Annotated in this window: 24 protein-coding genes; 8 read left to right on the top strand and 16 right to left on the bottom strand. The window is 40.7% G+C overall.

Annotation, left to right across the window (positions count from 1 at the left end):
- Positions 1-145 precede the first annotated feature (145 nt).
- Positions 146-778 (bottom strand): uracil-DNA glycosylase, encoded by a 633-nt coding sequence (locus BMZ06_RS16765; protein WP_089753759.1) that lies wholly within the window; start codon positions 776-778, stop codon positions 146-148.
- Between the two features lie 160 nt (positions 779-938).
- Here BMZ06_RS16765 and BMZ06_RS16760 point away from each other — a divergent pair, with 160 nt between their 5' ends.
- Complete coding sequence (locus BMZ06_RS16760; protein WP_089753758.1) at positions 939-3,080, top strand: MMPL family transporter; 2,142 nt, start codon at positions 939-941, stop codon at positions 3,078-3,080.
- A 95-nt stretch (positions 3,081-3,175) separates the two neighbouring features.
- Here BMZ06_RS16760 and BMZ06_RS16755 read toward each other — a convergent pair whose 3' ends face one another.
- From BMZ06_RS16755 to BMZ06_RS16730, 6 genes are all read right to left on the bottom strand, one after another.
- A complete protein-coding gene (locus BMZ06_RS16755) occupies positions 3,176-4,168 on the bottom strand; it encodes a sodium:calcium antiporter (RefSeq protein ID WP_089753755.1) in 993 nt (330 codons plus the stop codon).
- Between the two features lie 131 nt (positions 4,169-4,299).
- Positions 4,300-5,805 (bottom strand): phytoene desaturase family protein, encoded by a 1,506-nt coding sequence (locus BMZ06_RS16750; protein WP_089753753.1) that lies wholly within the window; start codon positions 5,803-5,805, stop codon positions 4,300-4,302.
- A 17-nt stretch (positions 5,806-5,822) separates the two neighbouring features.
- On the bottom strand, positions 5,823-6,380 hold the full coding sequence (locus BMZ06_RS16745) for a methyltransferase family protein (RefSeq protein ID WP_089753752.1): 558 nt from the start codon (positions 6,378-6,380) through the stop codon (positions 5,823-5,825).
- Positions 6,381-6,804: 424 nt separating this feature from the next.
- Positions 6,805-7,014: a hypothetical protein gene (locus BMZ06_RS16740; protein ID WP_224895476.1), complete on the bottom strand. Its 210-nt coding sequence runs from the start codon at positions 7,012-7,014 to the stop codon at positions 6,805-6,807.
- Positions 7,015-7,408: 394 nt separating this feature from the next.
- On the bottom strand, positions 7,409-10,582 hold the full coding sequence (locus BMZ06_RS16735) for a bifunctional cytochrome P450/NADPH--P450 reductase (protein WP_089753747.1): 3,174 nt from the start codon (positions 10,580-10,582) through the stop codon (positions 7,409-7,411).
- Positions 10,583-10,661: 79 nt separating this feature from the next.
- Positions 10,662-11,234, bottom strand: a complete 573-nt coding sequence (locus BMZ06_RS16730; protein WP_089753745.1) for a TetR/AcrR family transcriptional regulator — start codon at positions 11,232-11,234, stop codon at positions 10,662-10,664.
- Between the two features lie 200 nt (positions 11,235-11,434).
- On the opposite strand from BMZ06_RS16730, the gene BMZ06_RS16725 reads away from it, so the two are divergent.
- On the top strand, positions 11,435-11,614 hold the full coding sequence (locus BMZ06_RS16725) for a YjzC family protein (protein WP_089753743.1): 180 nt from the start codon (positions 11,435-11,437) through the stop codon (positions 11,612-11,614).
- A 269-nt stretch (positions 11,615-11,883) separates the two neighbouring features.
- Here BMZ06_RS16725 and BMZ06_RS16720 read toward each other — a convergent pair whose 3' ends face one another.
- The 7 genes from BMZ06_RS16720 to BMZ06_RS16690 all read right to left on the bottom strand — a co-directional run bounded on the left by BMZ06_RS16720 (position 11,884) and on the right by BMZ06_RS16690 (position 19,360).
- On the bottom strand, positions 11,884-13,218 hold the full coding sequence (locus BMZ06_RS16720; RefSeq protein ID WP_089753741.1) for a copper amine oxidase: 1,335 nt from the start codon (positions 13,216-13,218) through the stop codon (positions 11,884-11,886).
- Between the two features lie 140 nt (positions 13,219-13,358).
- The gene (locus BMZ06_RS16715) at positions 13,359-14,183 is read right to left on the bottom strand and encodes an anti-sigma factor (protein ID WP_245756035.1); all 825 of its coding nucleotides are present in this window, start codon (positions 14,181-14,183) and stop codon (positions 13,359-13,361) included.
- The gene (locus BMZ06_RS16710; RefSeq protein WP_089753738.1) at positions 14,176-14,739 is read right to left on the bottom strand and encodes an RNA polymerase sigma factor; all 564 of its coding nucleotides are present in this window, start codon (positions 14,737-14,739) and stop codon (positions 14,176-14,178) included. Before BMZ06_RS16710 ends, BMZ06_RS16715 begins: the two co-directional genes overlap by 8 nt.
- A 262-nt stretch (positions 14,740-15,001) precedes the next feature.
- A complete protein-coding gene (locus BMZ06_RS16705) occupies positions 15,002-16,243 on the bottom strand; it encodes a dicarboxylate/amino acid:cation symporter (protein WP_089753736.1) in 1,242 nt (413 codons plus the stop codon).
- Positions 16,244-16,704: 461 nt separating this feature from the next.
- Positions 16,705-17,853 carry a trans-sulfuration enzyme family protein gene (locus tag BMZ06_RS16700; protein ID WP_089753733.1) on the bottom strand — a complete coding sequence of 383 codons (1,149 nt, stop codon included), beginning with the start codon at positions 17,851-17,853 and terminating at the stop codon, positions 16,705-16,707.
- Positions 17,854-17,915: 62 nt separating this feature from the next.
- Positions 17,916-18,521 (bottom strand): NUDIX hydrolase, encoded by a 606-nt coding sequence (locus tag BMZ06_RS16695; protein WP_089753731.1) that lies wholly within the window; start codon positions 18,519-18,521, stop codon positions 17,916-17,918.
- Positions 18,518-19,360: an alpha/beta fold hydrolase gene (locus BMZ06_RS16690; RefSeq protein WP_089753730.1), complete on the bottom strand. Its 843-nt coding sequence runs from the start codon at positions 19,358-19,360 to the stop codon at positions 18,518-18,520. The genes BMZ06_RS16695 and BMZ06_RS16690 overlap by 4 nt, the downstream gene beginning before the upstream one ends.
- 154 nt (positions 19,361-19,514) lie before the next feature.
- Between BMZ06_RS16690 and BMZ06_RS20830 the strand changes: the two genes are divergently transcribed.
- Together BMZ06_RS20830 and BMZ06_RS16680 are read left to right on the top strand one after the other, a co-directional pair.
- Positions 19,515-19,688 carry a hypothetical protein gene (locus BMZ06_RS20830; protein ID WP_175477918.1) on the top strand — a complete coding sequence of 58 codons (174 nt, stop codon included), beginning with the start codon at positions 19,515-19,517 and terminating at the stop codon, positions 19,686-19,688.
- Positions 19,689-20,167: 479 nt separating this feature from the next.
- Positions 20,168-21,601: a hypothetical protein gene (locus BMZ06_RS16680; RefSeq protein ID WP_089753726.1), complete on the top strand. Its 1,434-nt coding sequence runs from the start codon at positions 20,168-20,170 to the stop codon at positions 21,599-21,601.
- A 12-nt stretch (positions 21,602-21,613) separates the two neighbouring features.
- Here BMZ06_RS16680 and BMZ06_RS16675 read toward each other — a convergent pair whose 3' ends face one another.
- The gene (locus BMZ06_RS16675; RefSeq protein ID WP_089753724.1) at positions 21,614-22,399 is read right to left on the bottom strand and encodes an alpha/beta fold hydrolase; all 786 of its coding nucleotides are present in this window, start codon (positions 22,397-22,399) and stop codon (positions 21,614-21,616) included.
- Positions 22,400-22,607: 208 nt separating this feature from the next.
- Between BMZ06_RS16675 and BMZ06_RS16670 the strand changes: the two genes are divergently transcribed.
- Positions 22,608-23,186, top strand: coding sequence for an SCO family protein (locus BMZ06_RS16670; RefSeq protein WP_089753722.1), 579 nt, complete (start codon positions 22,608-22,610; stop codon positions 23,184-23,186).
- 172 nt (positions 23,187-23,358) lie between these two features.
- On the top strand, positions 23,359-24,201 hold the full coding sequence (locus tag BMZ06_RS16665; RefSeq protein WP_089753719.1) for an alpha/beta fold hydrolase: 843 nt from the start codon (positions 23,359-23,361) through the stop codon (positions 24,199-24,201).
- Between the two features lie 54 nt (positions 24,202-24,255).
- On the opposite strand, the gene BMZ06_RS16660 is transcribed toward BMZ06_RS16665, so the two are convergent.
- Complete coding sequence (locus tag BMZ06_RS16660; RefSeq protein ID WP_089753717.1) at positions 24,256-25,158, bottom strand: DUF1002 domain-containing protein; 903 nt, start codon at positions 25,156-25,158, stop codon at positions 24,256-24,258.
- A 212-nt stretch (positions 25,159-25,370) separates the two neighbouring features.
- On the opposite strand from BMZ06_RS16660, the gene BMZ06_RS16655 reads away from it, so the two are divergent.
- A complete protein-coding gene (locus BMZ06_RS16655) occupies positions 25,371-25,781 on the top strand; it encodes a DoxX family protein (protein ID WP_089753714.1) in 411 nt (136 codons plus the stop codon).
- A gap of 18 nt (positions 25,782-25,799) precedes the next feature.
- Positions 25,800-26,324 (top strand): type 1 glutamine amidotransferase domain-containing protein, encoded by a 525-nt coding sequence (locus BMZ06_RS16650; RefSeq protein ID WP_089753712.1) that lies wholly within the window; start codon positions 25,800-25,802, stop codon positions 26,322-26,324.
- The last annotated feature ends 205 nt before the right edge of the window (positions 26,325-26,529 follow it).

The following is a 26,529-nucleotide window of genomic DNA, read 5'->3' as shown; positions in this document are numbered from 1 at the left end:
AGGACGGTCATTTCATCCTCTTTTCTATATTTTATCAAAACCCGCCCCAGAAAGGTTAGCTCTAATATAGAAAAGTAAGGCGCATACTAAGCATCCCTTCCTCTCCACTCCAATTATAATTTTAAAAATCTTAAGCTCAGCTTCCTTATAAATTAAGGTTATTTTTCATTTCATCGAGTGATGCATAAATATCTTCTTTAATTTTAGGATTATAAAAAACAGCTGCTGGATGATAGAGCGGGATAATTAGATAGCTTTTTTCAGTTTCCACGTATTTTTCCTTCTCACGATCAAGCCGCATGATTGGGGTTCGTATTACTTTCCCTACTAGTTCACTGATTTTGTCCTTTCTTCCCATCAATCGTTCGTATGCTACACCTCCAAGGGCAATAATCACTTCTGGATCCATCTTCTCGATTTGGTAATCTAATAGAGGAGCGTGAGCCAGAATCTCCTTTTGATTTGGTTTCCGGTTTGCTTTCCTTTGTCCCCCTGACCCTTTTTTGGTGGTCTTCACCCATTTGTAAGGGCGGCTTCTCACTGCACTTGTGATATAAACGTCTTTTCTTTCTAACCCTATATAATTTAACTGTTTATCCAGTTCATCCCCCGCTCTGCCTATAAAAGGTTCTCCTTTTACGGCTTCATTTTCTCCTGGAGCCTCACCGACAATCATAATTTTACCCGACTCATCACCCTGTCCCAGCACAAATCCTTCAACATCAAATCCTGCTATTCTATTTTTGGCTTCCTTTATTAATTCGTCCGGAAATTGCATGAAAGACACCTGTCCCTTCCTTTTTTTCTCATTGATACTCATATTCCACGGAAATGTACGTTCTACACACTGGAAGTTTTTAGTTTTCAAGCCACGTTAAAAGGAGTATTATTTATAGGAGACCTTTATCTTAGAAAATCTTTGAAGGAGATCGATGATCATGCGTAAAATTTCCTCCTTTATCGTAAGTTCCCACAAGTGGCTGCTCGCTTTTTGGATCATGATAACTTTAATTATGGGTTACTTTGCTATTCAATTACCTTCTTTATTAGAAGGCGACGGCTTCCGCACTGACGGGGAATATGAACAGGTAGAAGAAAAACTAAATGAAGACTTTGATTTTCCTGAATCCACATTTCTACTATTATTTGAAAATAAATCAGAGGATACCATCACTTCAACCTTAGATGATATAAAGAATTTAGATATTGCCTCCCGTATTCAGTCACCACTTGATGATGAATCCATGCGGAAAGACAAGACTGCTTATGCTTCTATACATTTTTCAGAAGAGCCAGAAGATATGAAGGAAGCTATTCAACAGGTAGAAGAAATAACCGGAAAGATAGAAGGAATTTCTCTAACTGGAGCTCCTGTGATATCTGAGGATATTAATAAAGCGAGCCAGGAAGATCTAAAACGTGCGGAGTTGATCGGGCTTCCGGTAGCCTTAATCATCTTAATTCTCGCTTTTGGAACAGCTCTTGCTTCTATTCTTCCATTAATCATCGGAGGCATCACCATTGTAGTCGGTTTTGGCATTCTGGCCCTTATTGGTCAGGATTCTCAGTTGTCCATTTTCATTTTGAATATTGCACCTATGATCGGCCTGGCCCTCAGTATTGATTTTGCTCTTTTATTTATAAATCGTTATCGTGAAGAACTATTGAAGCAGGAAAAAGCCGAAGCCCTGAAAACTACGATTGAAACAGCGGGCCGATCCATTATTTTCTCAGCTGTCTGTGTGTTCATCGGTCTTGCAGCCATGAGTGTAATAGAAGTAGATATCTTTATGAATATTGCCATCGGAGGATCTGTGGTTATTGTAGCAGCAGTACTGTGTTCCTTAACGCTTCTGCCTTCGTTACTTTACGTATTTGGTGGGAAAGTGAACAAATGGAGATTAATCCCCTTCCAGAAGGATACAACACCAAGATGGAGAAAATTTGCGCGTGGTGTAATGAAGCACCCTGCCTGGATTTCTCTTTCTGCTTTAGTAATTTTAATAATTGGTGTCATCCCTGTAACGAATATGAATTTATCTATCCCGACGATTAACGCTTTACCAGAAAGCTATGATTCAAGAGCTGCTTTTGAAACCATCGACGAAATATTTATGGGCTCTGAAGAGAGCACCGCTTACATTATTGCTGAACGAGAAGGTGAATGGCTGGGTGAAGATGGGTTAAAACAGATGAAAGACCTTCAGGAAAAATTATCAGAACCAGAGATTGTAGCGGCTGTTGATACCCTGTACACAACAAGCGAGATAAATTCACCGGAACAACTATCATCTGCTTTGGAACAGCCTGCATCACGACAGCAGCTAGAGCCTGCGATAGAGCAGTTCCTTTCAGGAGATCAGTTAATGATCCCTGTTCAATTAAATGTAGCAGCCAACTCTTCCGAAGCTCAGGAACTCATGACGGACTGGTCGAACGACGAATGGGAAGTTTCCATGATGTTTGGTGGGCAGCCAAAATTCAATCAGGAGATTTATACGGAGATTTCCGATAAAATCGGATTGACTTTGGCAATCATTATCGTTTCCACGTTCATCATCTTGATGATCGCATTTCGTTCCATTATTATTCCTTTAAAAGCGATCCTGATGAATGTGATTGGACTTACCTCAACCTTTGGAATTCTTGTATGGCTCTTTCAAGGAGGGCACTTCGGATTGAACGAAGCGGATATTGCCCTTATATTACCCGTCATTGTTTTCAGTCTTGTTTTTGGTTTAAGTATGGATTACGAAGTGTTTCTGATCTCAAGAATTCACGAATTTTATCTGGAGACAGGTGATAATACAAAATCAACGATAGAGGGGCTTGCTAATACTAGTAAGATCATTACCTCTGCAGCTCTTATTATGATTGTCATTACAGGAGCTTTTGCTTTTACTGGGGTTGTCCCGGTTAAGCAGATTGGAATAGGTATTGCTATCGCTATATTTATAGATGCAACAGTTATACGTTTGCTTCTCGTTCCAAGTTTGATGAAACTTCTAGGTGACTGGAATTGGTGGCTGCCTTTTAACAGCCATAACCAAAAAGGTAAAAGAGTTTCCGAAAAAACCTGAAACCAGCAGTTTTCACCTCTGCAGTAAAAAAATATACTGATCGAAAAACCTTAAAGTTTCTCGATCAGCTTACAGCGGCTCCGTGGCCGCTTTTTTTATTTAATCTGGAAAACAAAATAAGTCGTAACAAAATAGCTTGCTATTATAAGGAAAGAAGGCCATAAGTAGGTCCAGGGTTTTGCTTTCCTCCTGGTAATACTAAAGATTATCAACAGGATAAAGAGAATTGATGCTGCCCCTGTTAGTATATTGGCAGGACTTGTACCTTGAAGAAGATTTCCTTTAAAGTACATGAGATCAGTTATCGCTAAAATCATTAAATTAAAGGCATTACTTCCAAGAAGTGAACTAATTCCTAAATTAAAATTTCTCAGCTTGAGGGCCGTTCCCACACTGACTGCATCAGGCAGCGATGTGCTGATAGCAACAAGGAAGGCTCCAATGAAAGAAGCACCGATTCCTGTAATAGCAGATATTCTTTCCGCGGTGATCGTCAGGACACTTCCTATAATCATAATTAATACAGCAGACACAATAAAATGGAATAATACCTGCTTATACGTATATTCGGAGTATTTTTTATTTTTATCTTCTCTCTTCACTTTTCTCCCTTTATATTCTGTGCGATCATTAATTAGTTTTGATCCTATAAAATAGATCAAAATAGTGGCTATTGCCGTATAACTTATATGAAAAATGTGCGTTGGTAAAGTGAAAGTTAATCCAAGCATGACAATTAACGTCATTAGGATAACCAGCCAGCCGTACAGCTTACTCTCCACAGTAGCATGAGTTAAAATTTGATAGCGTCTATAAACAATATCAAAGATAGCAAGACCCATTATATTAAAAAGGTTACTTCCGATCAGATTTCCAACAGCCAGATCAGGACTATCAATAATGATAGCCGTCACGCTTGAGGTCAGTTCAGGCAATGATATAGCTATTCCGATAATAGCTCCCATAAATGTTGATGACGCCCGGCTTTTTTCTTTAACAGCATCTCCAAACACGGATAGTCTTGAGGCAACAAAAAATGTACTTATTCCTGATAAGATAAATAGTGCAAATACTAGCCAATTACTCATTCAATAATCCCCTTCATCTATTCATTCCACTTATAAATTATTTCAGCAACATTCAGTCACATTTCCCTCTGGTTACCGTTCTTAAACAGTAAAAAAAGGCCAGCAAAATGCCGGCCTTTTACCTGAACATACTATTGTTTGACAGCGTTTTTTTCATCTTCTTTAATTAAGTCAGCCGTCAGCTGCCCTGAAAGTGTAACCATTGGAACCCCTCCTCCAGGGTGGGTAGAGCCGCCGGCAAAGTATAGTCCGTCATACACCTGACTTCTGGATGGAATTTTGAATCCGCCATTCGATTTCCGATCAGCAGCAATTCCGTAAATAGATCCACCATTAGGTCCGTATAGGGACTCTAAATCCTCCGGAGTAAAGCGATATTCAAATTCAATAGAATCACTTAGACCTGTTAGTCCCATTCTTTCAAGCTTCTCAATGACTCTTTCCCGGTACTTATCCCAATCAATCGGCTTACGTTTTCCATCAGTTAGTGGGGGAACGTGGGTTAATACAAATAAGTTGTCTTTACCCGCCGGTGCCTGTGTTTCATCAGACCTTGCAGAAATTCCAATATAAATAGTCGGATCATCTGCTGGTTTGCCCTGATCAAATATCTGTTTAAATTCTTTTTCAGGATCTTCGGAAAAGAAGAAATTATGGTGCTTTAATTGGTCGAATTTCTTATCAGTTCCAAGAAGCAGGACAAGCCCTGAGACCGTTGGATCAAACTTCTTCTGAAGCGCTTTTGTTTCTTTTTTCACTTTGGAAGTCTGCGGAGCCAAGCGGCGATAAGCAGGGATTGCCTCCAGGTTTGATACTACTACATCAGCTTCATGAACGACTCCTTCTTCCGTTTCAACTCCGACTACTTTCTCACCTTCTACTACCAGACGCTGGACAGGAGTGTTCAGGTGAATATCTACGCGAAGTTCATCCATCAATCGGCCCATGGCTTCTGCGATCTGATACATTCCTCCCTTAACATAGTGAATGCCTAATCCCAGCTGCACATAGACCAGCTGATTCAAAATGGCTGGGGAAGAGTAAGGGTTGGAACCTACATACATAACAAAGAAATTGAACAATTGCTCCAAGTATTTGTTATCGAAGTGTTTATGCGTTGACTTTGCCACGGTGTTCAATGGATCCATCTTTAAAAGTTCACTAAGTTTATGGTGACTTTTCAAATCTTTTAAGTCTTGAATACTATACTTATAGAAACTCTTCATACATAACTCATACATATCCTGTGTATAAGAAAGGAAATCTGTAAGCTTACGATTAGGGCGATCCGTCACTTTTGCCATTTCCTCAAGCATGCTTGGCAGATCACTTGTGACGTCAAGCTGAGTACCATCCTCGAAAAAAGTTCTCCATTGCGGTTCCACACGCTCCACTGTTATATAATCCTCAAGTTTACGGTGTACGCTCTCAAATAACTGTTCTAAAACCCATGGCATTGTTAAAATGGAAGGCCCCGTGTCAAAAGTGAAGCCTTTTCCTTCCCTGCGGTTTAACTTTCCACCCAGGTTGCTGTTCTTTTCAATTAATTTCACCTTGTATCCGTCTCCGCTTAAACGGATAGCAGTAGACATACCACCAAGTCCTGCACCTACGACAATCGCTGTTTTCTGTTTCAACACTTCCACCTCCACGTTTAATAAACAAACGGAATCAAACGATATCTTGTTTGACACCAGCTTCGATACACCTCTCCATGAGCTTGCGTTAACATGGCTTCTTCAATGCGAATTCTATGTAGTAAAGCGGCTGCCAGCAATCCACCACAAAGAATAGCTGTCCACAAATTCCCCACTCCCAGACAAAAACCAACGATGATAAAGAACAGTCCTGTATATAAAGGATGCCTTAATTTTCGGTAAGGTCCACTGCTTACTAGACGATCACCTTTCTTTACAGAGACGTCCCTGGTAAACTGCTCTTTTAAATGAATAATTCCCCAGTAGCGTAAAGCAACCCCGCTTGTATAAAGAAATAAACCAAACCACCACAGAGTTTCAGAGGGAATTATACCTATTTTCCATTCGCGCATCACGAGTGATAAAGCTACCGCCAATATAACGGTCATAAGAATAAGGGGGAACGATTGGCGATCAAGATATTCAGTTTTAGAAGAACCACGATTTTGGAACAGGAGGAATTCACCGACCCACAGGGCAGTTACCAGCAAAAAAATGGCTTCGAATGTACTCATGTATCCGAACTATTTCCGGGATAAAGCTTCTTCATAGCCATCTTGTCCCCCTCTTCTTTTTCATAGCTGCTACCCTCTAGCATTTCCCATAAACAAACCCACTTAAACGGTTGAACACTCTCTGCGAACTGCTTGAAAGATTAAGAAACTGAATTTATGATAGATAGAACAGACTATAAAATACCCTGCACTCTATCATCAAAGAGTTCTTTGAATTCTAAGGAGATGAATACAGCGAATGGAAATATTATATGCTACCTTTATTATAGCGGTTGTTCTCCTTACATTCTATATTATCTTTAAGTCGCTGAACAAACAAAGTTATATACTTATGATTATCATTGTCGTGGTATATTCCGCACTTTTAATTTGGAGCTTTATAGATTAACAAAGGCCGGTGCTTATGCACCGGCCTTTTTCATTATTACTTCTCTTTTCTCTGTTTATTAATTGCTTCCCTGATATGATAGAGCTCTGCGTACATAGCTGTTGCATACACGCTGAGAATACTCAAAAACATGGATAAAACAAAAACAGATCCATCCAAATCAAACCCGAGCACGGAAGTGAAACCGACTATGGCTCCAATAATTACTCCGATCCCGGTTAAAAAGATGATTTTTTGTAACGTCACTGAATAAAACACCCAATCACCTCTTCCACATAATCTATGGTTAGTTATACCCTGCACGACCCTCGCTTACACGTAAGAGCTTTTGCCAACTAAATAATGATGGAACTTTTTCTTCTATACAACTAGTTCTTACTATAAGCCTGAGAAAGCTCAGCACGTAAAAGATCCGACTATGAACGCCACGACGTGTGGCAACGTCGAAGACCCTGCGTCGTGCAGGGCCGGAAAGCGAAATCACCCCCCGGGGGACCTTCCGCTTAACCAATATCTCGAAACTGAGTGTTAAACGCAAACCGGAGCTTATCCGTAACAAGTAACAAAGTATTTAACAGACCCTATTTTAAAAAAATCCCCACCGGCAGTTGGCTGCCCAGTGGGGGTTTTTTCGTTTTTATTAAGCGCCAGCCCAGACATCTTTGGCAAGGCGCCCTTCTAATTCAAGATTCTCTAACCATTCAACTGCATTTTCATAAGTCGTCTCGTGTTTGTGTTGGTAACTTTTTATAATTTTTTCTATGACCGCGGGAGCCATATCACTGCCATCACCACAAATGTACAAACAGCCTCCGCTTTCTAGCAGCGAAAGAACGGTAGAGGCGTCTTCCCACAGTCGATCCTGAACGTAAACTTTCCCTTTTCCTTCTATTCTTGAAAAAGCAGTATGCAGGGTAATAAGTCCTTTATCTGCTGCATTTTCCAACTCGCTCTTATATAAGAAGTCCTTCTCTGGGTGCCTGCACCCGAAATACAAATGCGCTTCTCCAAGACTATGACCCTCTTCCAGCAGGTTCTCACGTGCTTGAATAAACCCACGGAATGGAGCAATACCGGTACCTGGACCAATCCACACCATCGGCGTCTCCGGATTTTCAGGCAGGGTGAAATTGGATTGAGGTGTGTTAATAAAACAAGCCACCTTATCGCCAATGTCACGGTTAGCCAGATAATTCGACGCTGTTCCTTTGAATTCTCCTCTTCCGCTCCAGGCTGTATCTTTTACTACGCTTACCGTAACACTCGCCTCCTCACTATGTTTTCGAGGAGAGCTGGAAATTGAATAGTAACGAGCTTTAAGCGGTGGAAGCAGAGCCAGGAATCTTTCAAAAGGAACTTCACATGACAAATAATCTTCAATCAGATCCAGCATCGTAATGCGATGAACTAGTATTTCAGTTTTGTAGGTCTCATCCTCAAGAAGCTTCTCCAACTCAATTTTGTGTGGAGGGCAAGGGTTGTGAGCAGCCAAGTCCCGGATTTGGCTTCGGGTTGCCGGCTCTTGCAGCTCAACATAGGATGTTAGGAGCTCTCTTAAACTGATCGGCTGACTAGTAGGAAGATGTGTTGCTTTTCCTGTATCTTCGCCTAGAACTACATACTCTTCTCCCTTTAATTGAAAGCGCCGAAGGACACGTTCCACCAGCTCTGTTCCATTTTGAGGAAGAACCCCAAGATGATCCCCTTCCTGATAATTCACACCTTCAGGAAGCTTTAATTCCAGATGCCGAGTACTTCGTTCACTGCTCACCTGTAATTCTCGATTTTCATTCACCACAGCTGTAAAGGCGTGATGAGTCCGGGCGAGAGGCGTCTGTGTGACACCACTGACAAACTCCATTGAAACATGACTGGATGGGTCATCGGCTTCTTCAAGTTCCAGGTTAAACGTATTTGCCAGCGCAGGCCATAACGCTGCTTCCCATTTTTCTAAATCACCTTCGAAATCTTCACTCGCATCTCCGCCTTCTCGTTCAAGAATGCGCTCCGCTCCCAGACCTTGAAGTTCCTCATCAATCAATGTTGGGATTCGCTGATACGTACTGGCCCAATTTCGGTCTCCACAACCAAACACAGCATAGCTTACTCCTCTAGCTTCTTCTCCATTGGCTTCCTTGAGCCAACGAACAAAGGCCTCAGCATTATCAGGCGGATTTCCATTATAAGAAGCCGAGACTATCAGCACTGCTCCTTCTGCAGGGAGAGCAGATGTGTACTGATTTAATGGAGCAGTCTTCACATCAAAACCCTGGTTTTTTCCAGTCTGCGCAAGTTCTCTTGCCACCCCTTCTGCTGTACCCATATTAGAACCATATAATACAAGTAAAGGGGTGAGGTGAGCATCAGCATCAGGAATGCTTTGCGCTTCCGTTTGAGATGATTTTTCCATCTCTTTCTGAGCAGGGGCCGGTTGCATTAAAGACGCATCTCGTCTTGATTTCACACGCATAGTCAGCCCTTCCGGCTTCATTGTTAATGTTTCTTTGACATCCAGCTGATAGTTCATATGATCTTCCAAGTCAAAGTACTGAAGAACCATCCCAAGTACAAGAGTAGCTTCATGAAGCGCGAACTGCTGTCCTATACAGGCTCTCTGACCATTACCAAACGGTTTGTAGGCATGGCGGGGAATTTGGGACGGATCCTCAAAGCGTTCGGGCTTGAATGTCTCGACATCTTCCCCCCATATGCTAGTATCCCTGTGGAGCTGAGGAAGAAGTAGTGTAAACGTCTCTCCCTTTTCTACTTCATATTGGCCGGCAAGTGTCGTATTTTCTTTCGCATAAACAGAAAATGCAGGAGCCGTAGGCCATAATCGTAAAGCTTCATTTAAAATCATTCGTACATATTTAAGCTTTTTCACTTGTTTATAGGATGGTATATCTTCTCCAATTACTTCATCTACTTCTTCCTGAGCTTTCTTTAACTTATCAGGATTTTTCATCAAATAATGAATGGCAAAAGATAGAAGACCACTCGTTGTTTCATGACCGGCAATTAAAAACGTAATGATTTGGAAGCGGATGTTTTCATCGTCGAGAGCTTCTCCGGTCTCCGGATCTTTCCCTTTCAACATATGAGCAAGCAGATCATCTTCTCCTTGGTCACCCGTCTCCTTCCGGTCAGCAATTAACTGATCAACTAAGTTGAACATATAATCTATGTCTTCTTTATACTGTCTTTTAGAACGAATCATCAGTTTATCCTGAATCTCAAAACGCTGGGTTTGGCTCATAGACTCATCAAGTGCATGCACCATTTTTTCAACAAAAGGATGAGACCTCTCCCGGTAAAAGCTGTTGAAACGGTAATTAAAACCACACAATCCTATTGTATCAAGGGTTAAGCGTGTCATGTCCTCCGGAACTTCAACTTCTTCATTCGGATTTAGACGAGCCCATTTTTGGATAAGCTGAGAAGCAAGATCAACCATTTTATTATGATAGCCTTTCATAGCCTGCTGACTAAAACTTGGCAATAAAATATTATGAGCTTTTTTCCAATTGTTTTCTTCTGTTTCACTGGTAAATAAACCGTCTCCTCCAAAAGCACGGACCTTTTGCAGAGCAGGACCAACCTTCTTATCAAAACGGGATTCGTCACAAATCTCAGCAGCAAACTGTGCACTTGAAACAAATTTGCTAGTACGGCCAGGGAATTGGAACTGATAGAGCGGACCAAATTCATCAGCCAATTTCATAAACGACTGGATAGGCTTTTCTTTATTTATAAGCGGCAAATTCCCGAGTGGCCCATAGGATTTAGGCTGCGGAATATTGTTTGTTTTTTCCACGAATAGTCACCTCGTTAAATTAATGTTTTCAGCGGAATGAACATTCATTCCTAATTAAAAATAAATACACTATCGTGTTTCAATGATAGCGTATAGCATCCCAGCAACTTTCTTCTACTCCAATAAATAAATCATCTGTTTCTTCAATATTACCGGAACGCACCAACTGATGCAGTTCCAGAAATCCGCCAAAAATAATTGCAATCATCGCCATTGATGGAAGGTCGCGAATAATTCCTGCTTCTTTTCCCTGATCCAGGAAATGTTTCAATCTGTTTAAAAGCCGATCGAAATCTTCGCGGCTGGTATTATCTAAAAAGTAAGCACCATTATGAGTTTTAATAAAATAAAGGGCATGCTCATGTTCGCTGGTAAAACGAGTCATTCCTCTGAACAAATGGTGGAATTGTTCTCTAATGGATGAATTGCCAGGGTAGTCTTCTGCAAGTGTATCAGCAAACATCTTTACATAATATTGAAATAATGTATTCACTAGAACTTCTTTATTATCGAAATAACGATAAATCGTTCCAGCTCCGACTTGCGCTTCATTAGCAATCATGGGAATTGTTGTGGCATCGAACCCTCTTTCAGCAAATAGCATAAGGGCACTGCTTAAGATGTTGTCTCTTTTAATCGTTGATGCGGGCATGAATCATGGCTCCTTTAACATCGGAATGAACATTCATTCTTACATTATAAATCCATATCCTCCCTCTTTTCAACTAGTTATTTACTCACGATTTTAAAAAGAACCGATTATCTTGTTTTAGACTTCAGATATTGTGAAACACTTTCCAAAGGAAGAGAAACAAATAGAGTTCTCTTCTATACTTTAGGAGGTGGAGGAATATGGAAAATACCACATACAGAACAGGCGAAAGCGTGCCAGAAGATGGCACGTATAAAGTAGTAAGCCGAATCGATGGTGGTGAACTTAACAAGGATGATACGGAAATTATGATTGAAAAAGGTCAACCGTTCCCTAATTCCCCCTCAACTAACAAGGAAGTAAACTGGACTAAAGCATAACCAGTTTTTTCAAATCAGGACTTTTCTGCCAGTTGCATGCGCAGGAAAGTCCTTTTTTATTGGTTTTCCTCTCTAGTTTAATTCATACCCTCTTGAATAAAATAAAAACAATAGAAATTTATTTTAATGGTGGAACATTGTTTCTTCCCTCTTAAATTATCAAGAAACTTGGCTCTTGAAACGTGGAGATTCTTATAGGTTTCTAAAATTAGAAAGGAAGGCTGGCAATGCCAGCCTTCCTTTTATGAGAATCCTTATTTCATAGCTAGTTATTGTTTGGATTGCTTGCGAATAAAAATACCTGCTGCTGCCAGTGCTGCAAGAATAGAAGCATATAACCAAATGTCATGGTTGGAAGCCGTTCCACCCATACCCGTGTCCGGCATCTCTTCAGGCATTTGTTCACTCATAAACATTTCCGGATTTTGGGCAACGATTCCAGTCGAAAGTGCTTTGGAAGCACCAAACATGTGGGCATATGAATCTCTCAGTGTTTGATACGTTTGTTCATAGTCTCCTTCTGCATATTGATCAAAAGTATTAAACAAGAAATCGGCATGCTGCTGGAGACTCGGAGCGAGCTTCTCAGCACTCAGTTCACCATTCGTTCCTTCTTCCAGGAAGTTAGCAAACGTTTCGCGGTAATCCTCTAGTGCTTGCATCGCTTCTTTTTGTTTCTCTTCATCTTCATTGGCTGTAGCCTTTACGTAAGCTACGAAGTCATCAATGTGCTGGGTCCAAATTTCATTAAATTGATCACCGGCTTCTTCACCAAATATTTTCGTCATCGCTTTTGTAAGATCTTCCGTGTTATTGGAAAGAGCTTGAGCTGACGCTTCAAAGTCCTCTGAACCATCAAGACCATTTTGCATCGCCATCGTTGCCAAACCTACGTGTTCACTTAGCAAATGGTTCAAGTTGGAGCGTAAATCGGCTGCTGGGGTTACAGCTTTAGTGTTATTGAACTTGTCCGGGAATTGATTAACAATAGCACTGGACATGCCCTTACTTACCCCGTACATATGCTCAATCGCTTTTCGTTCTTTCATGTAAGCTTCTTCATAGTTTCCTTCTACATAAGCATCAAAAGCTCCAATTAATTGGTTTACATGCATTTGTAATCCTTCTGATAGATTTTCAGCTTTCAGACGATTTCCAGTTGCTTCTGAAATAAATGTGGAAAAGTCATCACGGTATTGACTGAGTTCATCTAATGCTTCTTGTTTTGCTTCTTCATCTTCACTGCCCGTCGCTTTTACATAATCGACAAAGTAGCCAATATGAGAAGACCACATGTCTTTAAACTTGTTTCCAGCTTCTTCTCCGTAAACGGAAGAAATAGCTTTCGATAAGTCTTCCGTATTAGAAGATAGAGCTGCTGCGGATGCTTCAAAGTCTTCCGCGCCTTCTGCTCCTTTTCTCATCGTTTCAACTGCAAGGTAAGCGTGTTCACTAAATAAATTATCTAATTGAGCCCGGAGTTCCACTGCTTCTGTTGAGACTTCCGGCATCTTATGATCCTCAGCATTTACAACATCCAATGACGTAGGGAGCAACAGCGTTGCACTCATCGGTACGACTAACAAAGCTTTTTTAAAATTCATAATAGTTTCCTCTCTCCTTTGTTTTTGTTTTTTCACTAAGCTATCGCACCAAAAGTTCTACTGGATCACTTTTTCTCTAAAAAAAATCAAAAAAATTGCAGACAGCTGTCAAAAGCTGTCTGCAATAGGATTCAGAGTATTTACAATTCTGAACTTAATATAACTTCTCCCTGAGGAGTCTGACTCGTTGCGTCTGGTTCTTTGGAAATAGCTACGGCATCCCAATTTGTACCTTCTGGTAAATCATTTAAAGAATAGGATACTGCGCCTTCTCCATTTTGATTCGCTACAAACGTTCCAGCCCGGTAAGGTTTTTCACCTTGAATGAGCCATACCTGGTAAACCTCATCCCCTTGAAGCTGACTTAATTGTTCAGCCTGTAATGTGAGAATATCTCCTTTTTCCTGCTGAATCAAAGCTGCAGTAGCACTCGCTTCTGATCCTTCAGATTGAAGCTGTACTCTCGCTCTTACTTGGTCAGTCCCCGTCTCAAAATCAGGCTGATCGGGTTCAGCAGGCTCTGGAGTGGTTTGTTCCTGTTCATCGACAAGTGCGAAAATGTTGCCAGCAATTGAAAGAACTAGTGCTGCTGCGAGTCCCCGTAAGAGCCAGGGCCGCCTCTTTTCAATCTTGGCTTTCTTCTCGCTGGGAAATACCACTTTCCCTTTATCCAATTTATTATTCTTTGATGGTTTCTCGTATTCTTCGCTGGATGCGTCGTTATTACGATCACCAGCTGCAGGAGATTCTTGTGAAAATACTTCCCCCAGCACACGGTCTTTCATGTCCTCAGGAGGGGTCACAGGTTCAGAAATAAATGGCAAATCATCTGTAAGCGTCTCTAACTCTTCCAATTCTTCCTTACAATCTGCACATGTTTCTAAATGATTCTCAAATTCAATCTTCTCTTCTTCACTCAATTGATCATTAAAGTAATCAATTAATTTATCGCATTCTTTACGCATCATGTACCCCTCCTTTCTGCGTTGATAAATGTTTCTTTAAGTGTTTTAGGGCAAGCCTTATACGGCCTTTTATGGTTCCAAGCGGTAATTCGGTCTGCGAGGCAATTTCACTTTGACTTAATCCTTTAAAATAAAATAAATCCACCATTTGTTTTTGTTCTTCGGATAATTTTTTAACTGCCTGCCGAATTTCGCTCCCCCGCTCTTTCCATTCGACTAAATCTTCTGTAGATTCTGCTTCATTTTCAGGAAGATCCGTTTCATCTTCTAAGGTAACTTCCTGTTTTTTATGCTTACGTATAAGATCAATAGCTGTGTATCTTGTGATGGTTACGATCCACGATGAAAACTTCCCTTTACTTTCATCGAAGTGAGCTCTTTGTGTCCAAATCTTTATAAATACTTCTTGAAGGGCTTCTTCTGCTAAAGCTTGATCTCCGGATAGCTTAATGACAAAGGAATAAAGCAGCTTTTCATATTGATCATAGATTGATTCAAGCGCTTGTTTATCACCCTCGACAACCCGGCGATAGAGCTCAATATCACGATTGCTCATAGCACACTCCTTTAGTTGGTGGATATCATCATCATAGCATAGGGTATCTTTAATAAGGGAGTTAAGCTATATAGCTATCGGAACTCCTCTTCATTTGGATCACTTTATAAGAAGCGGGCTGGTTTAAACGTGAGATTGTTTTACTTGAGTCTGCCCACACTTGTGAGTTAAATACCTTTTGGAAAAGGCATCGCGTCTAACTCCTGATGCCATAAAAAAATACGCCCTTTCTTATAGAAAGGACGCATGATGGATCTAAGATCTAGGCTTGCATGGCTTCTCTCTCTTCACTTGCATCATCATACTTTTTCTCCGACTCTGCTACCACTACCGCACATGCTGCATCACCTGTAATATTAAGAGCTGTACGAGTCATATCCAGAAGACGGTCAATACCGATAATCAAGGCAATTCCTTCGACCGGAAGTTGAACTTGATTCAGTACCATTGCAAGCATAATCAACCCAACACCTGGAACACCAGCTGTACCTATACTGGCAAGTACCGCAGTTAGTACAACCATAACCAGCTGTCCAAATGATAAATCTGTATTATAAACTTGCGCAATAAAGACAGTGGCCACACCTTGCATAATAGCTGTACCGTCCATATTAATCGTAGCGCCAAGAGGCTGAACGAAACTGCTGACAGGTTTAGGCACATTCAAGTTTTCCTGAGCAGTTTTCATGGATATAGGCAGAGTAGAACTACTGCTTGATGTACTGAAACCAACGGTCATCGCCGGGAAGAATCCTTTAAAGAACTTTATCGGATTCATTTTACCTAAGAAGGATACGGCCGATCCATAGGTAACAATTGCGTGGATAACTAATCCAAGTATAACTACAATCATATACATACCCATAGCTTGTGCGCCGTCAAGCCCCATTGTACCGATGGCTGACGCTAACAGACCGAAAGCACCATATGGAGCGAATCTCATAATCAAGTTAACCAGGTACATCATAATGTCGTTACCTTGCTCAATTAACTTCATAATCCCTTCCGTCTTCTTACCTAGAATAGCCAGGGCTAATCCGATAAAGATAGAAAAGGCTATAATCTGAAGCATATTTCCTTCTGCCATGGCCTGAATAGGATTTGTAGGAATAATGCCTGTAAACGTCTCAACCACGGAAGGAGCTTTTTCACTTTCATAGCTCGCATCAGCTGTATCAATGCTGATATTCCCAGGTTCGAAAATGTAAGCCAGTGAAAGAGCAATGCTGATAGCAATCGTAGTAGTAATTAGAAAGAATGCAACGGTCTTGCCCCCGATACGGCCAAGCTTCTTAGGATCTCCCAGAGAAGCAGTTCCAAGCGTAATCGAAAAGAATACGATAGGAACAACTAACATCTTAATTAAGTTCAAAAAGACGGTTCCTAACGGATTGAATATAAAAGTATCTAACGTTCCAAATAGATCCGGTGCAGTGAAATGTAACGTGATTCCAACAGCGGCACCGAGAATTAAACCAATAAATATTTTGGTGGTTAGATTCATGGCGAAACCTCCTATAATAATATGAAAGCGCTTGCTTGTATTTTTGTTAAAAAAATCGGGTATAAAAATTGATATAGGGATCCCGAAACCCAAGTAGATTGCGCTATTTTTGAATTATAGCACAAATTGTATATTTGTTGAATAAAATTTCTGAAACTATTCTAGCAAACCAACCAATCAGGTGGAAGGGCTGAGGACCTATGGATTAAACCTCCCTCGCTTTTTAAATGCTTTCGTGAACTTTGTGGGTGTTTTGACATTAGAAGCAATCATCTAAAGTTCTTTCTTGCATTTTCTAAAAGGTTCCCTGTATATAAATGAAGACCAAACAAACAAGTTCATTTGTCTGGTCTAAATGAATAATATTACATTGTTGTATTTAAGCCGGGATATACTGTGGCTCTTTATAAGAGAGGTTCGCTTGTCAATGCGGTAAATATAAGTAAGCCCTCTCAGATTATTTATTGGAGTGATTCTTCAATCGATTGATTCAGTTGGTTAATGATGTCTTCCTCTTCTTCAATTCCAATGGATAAACGAATGATATAATCTGTGATGCCAACCTTTTCACGATCCTGTTCTGATAAAGCACGGTGAGAGGTGCGCACTGGATAGGAAACTGTTGTTTCGACTCCGGCAAGCGTTGGAGCAATCTTAATCCAGCCCAGTGATTTGAAGAATTGATCCAGATCAATACTGGAATCAAGCTCAATGGTAACAATCGCCCCATTTCCACGCTTCGAAACAAATTCGGGATAATACACATGCTTCACAGCAGTATTTTTTCTAAGTGCAGTCGCTACAGAATTTGCGTTATGAGACTGCTGCTTCATACGAAGGCCCAGGGTCTTTGATCCCCGCTGAGTCAGCCAAGCTTCAAACGGACTTAAATTAGCCCCAAGCGTTACGACTTTCTGCGTCGCCTCATGGATCAAATTCTTATCGCCTGCCAGTACTCCGCAAGTTACATCGCTGTGACCGCCAATGTATTTGGTTGCACTATGGACAACAAGATTAACACCAAGCGGATAAGGGCGCAGCAAATAAGGAGTGGCAAACGTATTATCCACCATCGTTTTTATACCATATTCCCGAGCCAGGTCGACTAGACCTGTTAAATTCTCGACGCGTAAAAATGGATTGGAGATGGATTCAGCATATAGGAGCTTTGTACGATCATTAATGGCATCACGAATCTGACGTTGATCCGAGAACGATACCATACTTACATCAATTCCAAATGTTTGCAGTTCTTTGGTAAGAAGTTTATGAGTACCCCCATACAAATCTTCAGCGGCAACAATATGATCGCCGGGTTTAGCTACCGCTAAAATACCAGCCAAAATGGCGGACATCCCTGAAGAAGTAGCAAGCCCTGCTTCAGCTTCTTCAAGATTAGCAATTGAATTTCCCAGTTCATCCGTATTCGGATTCCTTTCACGGCTGTATAAATAAGGTGACTCTCCTTCATAGTAACTTTCCAGATGATCTAAATCCTTAAACGTAAAAGCTGTCGTCTGATAAATTGGTGTATTTTTGCTATTTTGTACAAGCGTTTGATCGACTTTGTTGTGTACAACTTTCGTGTCAAAAGATGATTGTTTTTTCATAATGATGATCTCCTCCACTTTCACTGTTAATCAACGATTATATAGAGCAAATATACTTTTTGTCAAAGTTTTTCGACTTCTTCAAGAATAGCCTGGATAACAAATTCGTAGTAAGCCTGATCATGGGGAACAAAATCCCGAAAGCCCACGCGGACCTTTTGATTATCTATAACAGAACTTGCTTCTATTGACCCTTTTGCTCCTCCAAGTACTTGCTTAAATCCATTGATCTCTACCCTTACAAGATCTTCTACTTCTTTTCCGAGTGAAAAAGCTTTCTCAGCCGAGTAAGGTGAGAGATAAACACGGCAAAGCTCTCTGTCTTTTAGGGTATCAGAGATAAGCACTTCTTTATAAGTACCTATACTTTTTAGGTCTTCTTTCCATAAAGAAATACCTAATTCCTCGTCTATTTCCCTCATTCCAGCCTGCATAATGTTTTCTCCTGCTTCTATGTGCCCTGCCGCAGAAATGTCATATAAGCTTGGGAATTCTGCTTTATCCGCAGCCCTTTTTTGAAAGAACAAATAAAGTTGTCCATCTGCGTCCATTTCATACAACCAACACTGGAAGGTCTCATGCCAATCACCTTCAAAATGCACCTCAGTTCGTTCCTTCACATCTAATGGATTTCCTCTGTGATCAAAAACTTGCAGCCACTCAGTCATTGTATGCCTCCTAACTCGTCCAATTCATGTTCGAAACGTTCTTTCTCTTTTAGAAAAGGATAGTGGTTACTTTCTTCAAAAACGGTTAATCTAGAATGATTTAAATATTGATGCATTTCAATAGAAAATTCCACCGGGCATTGAACATCATATTTTCCGGCGGCAATCCAAACAGGCACATTTATTTTATAAAGCTGCTGTGTGACATCAAAAATGTGAAGCTCCCTTGCAAAAAAGTCCATACGGGGTCGCGACATTTCCTTATGTATATTTTTTGAGAAATAACTCTCATATTTGCGGTCATAAACTAATGACAGTTTCGTTCTCTCAGCCTGTAAACGGCGTTTCTCCCCACTAGTTAACAATGGAGACTTCAACTGTTCAATTAATTGCTGCATATATGAAAATTGTGGGTGGTGATTATGATAAATACACTTAGGAGAATCCATATACATACGAGCGGCCGCATTAGTAATCACCAGTTGATTCAATGAATGGGCAGCGGCCATGCCGTAGACTAAACCGAGCATTCCACCAGTCGAATGACCAGCGAATGTCCAAGTAGGAAATTCTAGTTCTTCCCTGATGGCCTCAAGGTCCAAAACGGATTCCAGCATACTTAATTGATAAGGTTCATGGGCTGATTCAGATGCCCCCGCCTCCCTTAAGTTCACTAAAAATACTTGATATAGACCCGTGAAGCAATCGGCAAAATAATCTCCTGTAGAATTAAAAACTGAATATAGATGGCTGACACAAAGAGGCGGTCCCTCTCCCTTACAAAATACCTCAAAAGTTCCCCGAGGTGTAGCTACCAAAACCACCTTCCAAGATCCCATTCCTTTACCCCCTTTTCTTTAAGTTTAGCAAAACCATTGTTAAGTTGGAATAATCCACCACCTCAGGTCATCCATATTTTGTAATTATGGTAACGAAATCCATGTTTATCTTTTTTTATACAAAGGAAACCTATTCATGAAGGAGGAGATTCGTATGACAAATAAAAAGCAACGAAGAGGAAGAGTGGAGGATACAAACGAAGCTGCCGAAATATTCAGCAGCCGTCTAACGTACACTAAAGCTTTCGTTCCCCAACAAGAAACAAAAGCTGAAGAAAACCACTCCGAAGGCGAAGCTATGTATCATCATTATACAGACGAAGATTAAAAGCCTGACTCCATTACATTGGAGCCAGGCTTTACTATTACCTTCTTGGTATGAGGGGCCGTACGTATAAGCTTCTTTCCGCATGTAATTCCCGTTTTTCGCGTTAAAAAAATTACTTCTGTGCTTCTCCGTCCATCATCCACGAAAATTTTGGAACTACCTGCCGCCCCTTTATCAAGTGAGAGATAATTAATCAAAAACTCTTCAACATATTCATAATCCGGTATCGCAAGTCATAAAACCATCGAAGCTGATATAAGCTGTTTGAATTAGTGACAAAACCACTCTTTCAACAGGTGGTATTACAATGATCTACCAGAAATAGCGCGTCCGGTCATTTTCTATTACGAATTCAAACCCATATATTTCCGAAAATTCTGTTATTATTAGTATAATAGATATAGAATTAAACGAAAACAAATCACCATTAAATACGTGAAGCGGCTAGCAGGAACTAAATGATAGAAAGGGTTATACATATGTGGAAAAACATAAACAAATGGAAATGGCTAGGGATTATAGTCGTTCTGCTAATTTTTGCGATAGGAACGTACGTGACGACATCAGACAGTAAGGATCGAATCACATATACTCAGAAAGCCAAACCTCAACGGAAGGCAAAGCCCGTAAATCAGGACGATCTGCCGACCAAATGGCAAGAAGTTGAAAGCTACGAAAAAATAAATGATTTTTATAAAGAAAGAGTGCCTGGCCTTGAGATTGCACAGGAAAAGGGATTAACGACTTTCCCTCAAGAAACGTCAAAGCTGCCGCAGCGGGATGGACGAATGCAAATTAATGAAGTATGGCATAGCGGCCGTTCCATTTATATCTTTTACAGCATTGATTTATCCGCGCTAATCACTGAAGAAACCAATAACTATGTGAATAATGTCCCTTCAGTAGAAGAAGTGAAATTAAAAAAGAAACAAGATGCTGATACACAAACACTTTCCACTCATGCACCGCCAATGCAGTATGGAGAAGGAGTTATTTTTGAAAATCGTCTTTATAGTATGGTGCAAACGATACCGATCCCTAAAGAGGGAGAACCGGACCGGATGGTTCCTAATCCTGAAGAGTTTAACCAACAGCTTTTAACCTCGATGACTTTCCGGATTGATGGACATATGTACGAATCAAAGTCCATGCCAGTTCAGTACACATTCGACCCCGATAAGAACCGGTTAGGGCAGTACACCTTTGATAGAACATATCAAAATGACGGACTAGCCATCGAACCTTTGGAACTTAACCTTGGAATTACAGAAAGTTTTCTTAAGGTAAGGGTCGACCATCATCAAGCGCAATTCAATTCTTCCATGAACGCGACTTTGAAAACCGCAAATGGACAACAGATCCCTATCACTCCTTTCCTGCAAAAAGTAGAGGGTAAAGAGAACATTTATGAGGGATATTTCAGACCGGTCTATTCTGTACCAGAAGAGGTATCACTTGAAGTGAAAAACGTCCATTTAACTAATGGTGATTCATTTTCTTTTAATGTAGATCTTTCTGAAATAAATCCGAAGGTAAGAGGAAACACAAGTGTGAATAAAAAGGCAGCAGAAATATATAATACGGATGTTTATATCGAGCAATTAAACACCCATGGCGCGCACGGAATGGATGTACGACTAGGATTTAGACCTCAAGATTTTGAACAGCCCAAAAAATTAATAGGAATCTCTCCCAGACAAATGGGCGGCCCTGCTTTTGAACGCCCTAAAAATGTCCATATCGAAAGTGAGAATGGCAAGGAAGCCAATGTTGAGTATGGTGGATCGGAAGACAGCGTCTATATTAATGTTAAGGATTCGCTTGTTCAAGATGCTTCCAATCTGGAAATAACCTTAAAAAATGCGGTCTTTACCGAGCAAATCAACCAGACGTTTAAAGCAGAGAGAGAGTAAAAAGAGCAGAGATTAAATCTCTGCTCTTTTTGATAATACATTTTTTTCAAGAAACTCTTTAATATATTGGTTAAAGAGCGGCCAATGCGTCGCTGGAATTTGGTGATATGCCCTTTCAATGTAAACAAGGGTCGTATCAGGACAGTTGAAATAATATTTAACGTGGTGATTAATCCAGATTTCCTTGGTTCCATACATAAGGAGAAGCGGCACTTCTAAGTTAGGAAGCCTTCGGCTGCAATCGTAACGAAACCCTCTGTTATAGAACTCATACCACGCATCCGGACTGGATTTAGCCATATGTTCACTTAACTCCCGCTTAATGAGCGGATCTCTAAAGTGAGAATTACTTAATAATTTAGCGAGCGTCTCGGGGCTTTTTCTTACCCACTCCATGCCTACTAAAAATTCAAATCGTAATCCCCCAGTATCTACCTTTGGAAATCCCCCTGCCAATATAAGCGCGTGGACTCGCTTCGGATAAGTTAATGCAAATTCCTGAGCAACCATTCCGCCGCATGAATAACCAACAAGAGTTACTTTATTAATCCTCAAGTGGTCAATTAATTGTTTAATCTCCCTCGCATAGAAGGTAATATCAGGAGCTTTAGTCACGAGTACCGAATCTCCATTCCCGCTTAAATCAGGAAATATGATTCGGAAGTGTTCAGCTAAAGTATGCTGCTGTCTAAATACTTTCCTTCCCATCCCTGGCGGATGTATAAATATGATCGCTTCCCCATTTCCTTTATCTTCATAAAACAATTGTTTCCCATGTTTTTCAGTAAAATATGGCATTTATAATCCCCCGCTCATCCATCCTGGTATCTTAGCATTTTCCGAATTTCACGTCTTTATACTATTAAGTAAATGTTTTACATTTAAACTATAATTAAAAAGCCTACTGTGTCTATTTTATTAACAGATGGAGATTCAATTGACACTTTAATTTATTCGAGCGTAAACTGAGGACGTACATCCAAATTTGGAAGGAGAAAAAAGCTTTATGAAGCATTTCATCTTACTTAGCATGACGCTTTTGTTCACAATCCTGCTCGCTGGATGCGGCAGTGGTGAACTTGAAAATACACTTGACTGGGAAACACAGAATTTCAAAGCAACCACCCAGGAAGAGACTGATTTTGCTGTAGAGGACATGGAAGGAAAAGTTTGGCTGGCAGACTTCATCTTTACTTCCTGTAATACGGTCTGTCCGCCCATGACCCGCAATATGGCTCAGATACAGGAGCAACTTCAGGAAAAAGACATAGAAGCTGAAATTGTTTCATTTAGTGTCGATCCAACGGTGGATTCTCCTGATGAATTAAAAGAATTCGGCAATAAACATGGTGTGGACTTTAGCAACTGGACTTTTGTGACGGGTTACACGCAGGAGGAAATTCAGAATTTCGCTCAGGAAAGTTTCAACGCTCCCGTTCAAAAAACAGAAGGCAATGATCAAGTAACCCACGGTACCTCCTTCTATCTTGTTGGGAAAAATGGAAACGTGTTAAAAAAATATAGAGGAGACACGGATGTCCCGTATGATCAAATCATTGAAGATGTTAAAACAGCAGCCAACTGACTAAAAAAGCGTTCCTGTTCGGAACGCTTTTTTGTATGGTTAATCATTCCACCTCAGGTCATCCAAATTATGGATGACCTGAGGTGGAATGATTTTACTTATGAGAAGGATTTAAGCTAGGCTGAATGAAAGGATTTACAGGTCCAACTATTAATGAAGCGAGGGGAACAATATGGAGGATTTTTATGCAGAAATAATAGGTACTGGGAAGGACGCCATTTTTTTACCTGCTGGAGGCTTGCCTGGTGTTGAAGGTTTAAATATAGCTGAACATCTAAAGGACGATTTCCGTGTTCATATGATGGATCTTCCTGGCATAGGAAGGAGCGCAGGTATTGCTGAGAAGTGCACCTCAAAAGTTATGGCTGACTGGCTGAAAGAATACTTAGATAACCAAGGGATCGAAAAAGCACTTCTAATTGGTCATTCCTTTGGCGGGGGTTTTGCAATTTCATTTGCTCATTATTATCCTGAACGCGTTACTCAGTTGTTCTTACTCGATCAAGGACATAAGGATTTCCCTAGAATTCCATTTCACGAATTCGGGCCTTTTGCACTGGCTTTCCCAATATTGAATTGGATGGTCCGTCTATGCAGACGTCCTGTTTTAAAAATACTTCATCCGTTATTTTCAAATCCTCACTCCGAAGATGTCGAGAAAGACATTGACCGTTTTTGTGAAGCTGCAAATCTGCCGAAATCAAATTATATTGACCACACCTTTTATACACCATGCGAGGTGACAATCGAGGGGCTGAATGTCATGTTTGGTTTCTACAATCTATCTCTCGTATCAATGGTTCAAAAACTTGCCGTTCCTACTACTCTCTACTATGCTTCGTTTCAAGGTGTAAACAAATCAGAAGAAGCCCGCACAATAAAAGCCATTGATCATCTTCTTAAGCGAAGAAATTCTAAGCTGACCATCAAACGTGTAGACGGCGGTCACTACGTCCACTGGAACAATGATTACGTTAAGAACCATATCGCCGAACAATCCGTCCTTTTCCATTAAAGACACCTCAGGTCCTCCTAATATATGGAGGACCTGAGGTGTCAGATCATGTTATTAAAACAGGGAACTGATAAAGTTGCTCAGGGAGCGAAAGAAGTCTCTAACAGCTGACCGGAGGTTGTTCCAGAATCCATCATCATTGATTAAATCCTGAATATTTCCAGTTAAATCATCTAATTGGTTTTTCACCTGATCGAAATCAATATTCAAATCTCTCATTTGTTCAAACAAATCCACCAGCCTTTGGCGATCTTCAGCACTAAGTTCAATATTTAATGCTTGAAGTTGTTCTTTAACAATTTGTTCGACTTCTTCACGGGTTGCAGGGTTCTGTTCAGCAATTGCTTTTTTTATTTCTGTCAGCAGTTCACTGATTTCCGCCTGACTTATTCCTTCTTCCTTGGCAATAGATGTAGCAACGTCCAGTTCTTCACTTGCTACCTGCATACGGCCTTCATCCAGTTTAACACCTTTAGCATCATAGGCTTTATAAATTCCTGTCAGCGCTGAATGTCCACTAACCTTAACAGAGGAAGCAACCAGAACGTCGGCATCCTGGACACCTGCCGTCAATAGAGCGTTTGTGTACATCTCTTTGGTTACTTCTGTGATATTATCTTTAGTAACGATTTCTATATTCAATCCTTGTCCTGTATCCTTGTGAATAATCTTAACGGAAGAATACATATTGGCATTCGGATTTCCACCAATGTAATTTGCTAAATCTTGCCCATTAACTGTAAATTCATCAACTTGCTCATGCTGACTCACTTCCAACAGCTCGGCAACTTCTGATTTTTGAGTATCAGATAATGCTTCTCCATAAACTACAATCGGCAAGCCAAGTTTTTCATTAATTCCTTCATTCCCTGTAGAAGCGAGGGTGGTTTCCGGGACTGTCAGGCTTGAAACTAACAATATAACTAACGTCATCAACAGAGTAAATTTCTTTTTCATAAATTTCGTCCCCTTATACTCATGGTAGATTCGCAGCTTGTTTAGCTTTATGCTGGACTCAGTAGTTATTATACATTACTTTAAAATTTTGACATGGATATATAGAATTATTTAATTGAGAAGCTTCCCAGTTTTATACGATTTTTTTAGTACATAGGTTTCAAATCTTTATACAAAGTGAACTTTTATTTGTAATCAAAGGAAGTGAAAACATGACATTTATACGACAACTTGGCCTTTATATTTTTGCGGCTGCCTTCTTCTTTGCAGGAGTCACTCACTTTATCTATGATCACGGATTTGCTCAGATGATTCCTCAATGGGTGCCCTACAAGCTGATTATTGTTTATGTAACAGGAATTACGGAGTGGCTGCTTGCTCTTCTCCTGCTTTTTCCCCAAACGAGAAGGGCTGCCGGATGGGCTACCGCTGCTTTTCTTGTGATTGTTCTGCCGGCAAACATTTATGCGGCTATATACGGCATACCTGCACCTTGGAGTGATGAGACAAATATAACGGCTTTGTGGGTGCGTCCACTGTTCCAGCCTTTATTGATCTGGTGGGTTCTTGCCGTGTCTAAAGATTCGAATACCTTAAAAGGGTTTGATAGAATAAAAGAGTAATGATGAAGGAGGGTATTTATGCGATTAGAAAATAAAAAAGTGATTGCGCTTGTAAGTAAAGATTTTGAGGACCTTGAGTTATGGTACCCTTTACTCCGCCTCCAGGAAGAGGGAGCTGTGGTTCACCTCATAGGAGAAGAAGCTGGTAAAGAATACCCTGGCAAATACGGAGTTCCAGCAACTTCAGATTATGCATTCGGTGATATTAACCCCGCTGATTATGATGGTATTCTTGTTCCAGGCGGCTGGTCACCGGATAAACTTCGTCGCTATGACAAAGTCATCGAAATGGTACAGCACATGAACGAGCAGCGGAAGCCAATCGGCCAAATTTGCCATGCGGGCTGGGTGCTCATCTCTGCAGACATTCTGCAAGGCCGTAAAGTTACAAGCACTCCTGGTATTAAAGATGATATGATAAACGCTGGAGCTACCTGGTATGATGAAGCGGTCGTAAAAGATGAACACATCGTTTCTGCCCGTCGTCCGCCTGATCTGCCTCCTTACGCCAAAGCATTTGCTGACTTATTAGCAGAAAAATAAAGAAAAGAGGGCGCTCCAGAGTGCCCTCTTTTCTTTATGGTCTTTTAAATTTTGATGTTATAGATAAGCTCCCATTACTTGAAGACTTGATTTCGAGACAATTGGGCCCGTTACGTTAGATGGATAAGGGGTGGTGGGGAAATAACTCGCTTTCCTATGGGGGAACGGTGAGCTTCCTCGCTCGTTTCACTCCCTGCGGGATCTC

It is taken from the genome of Halobacillus alkaliphilus, assembly GCF_900113125.1.
Classification (GTDB): domain Bacteria; phylum Bacillota; class Bacilli; order Bacillales; family Halobacillaceae; genus Halobacillus; species Halobacillus alkaliphilus.
Note: the sequence above shows the minus strand (reverse complement) of the source record. Positions and strands in the feature narration are given on the sequence as shown.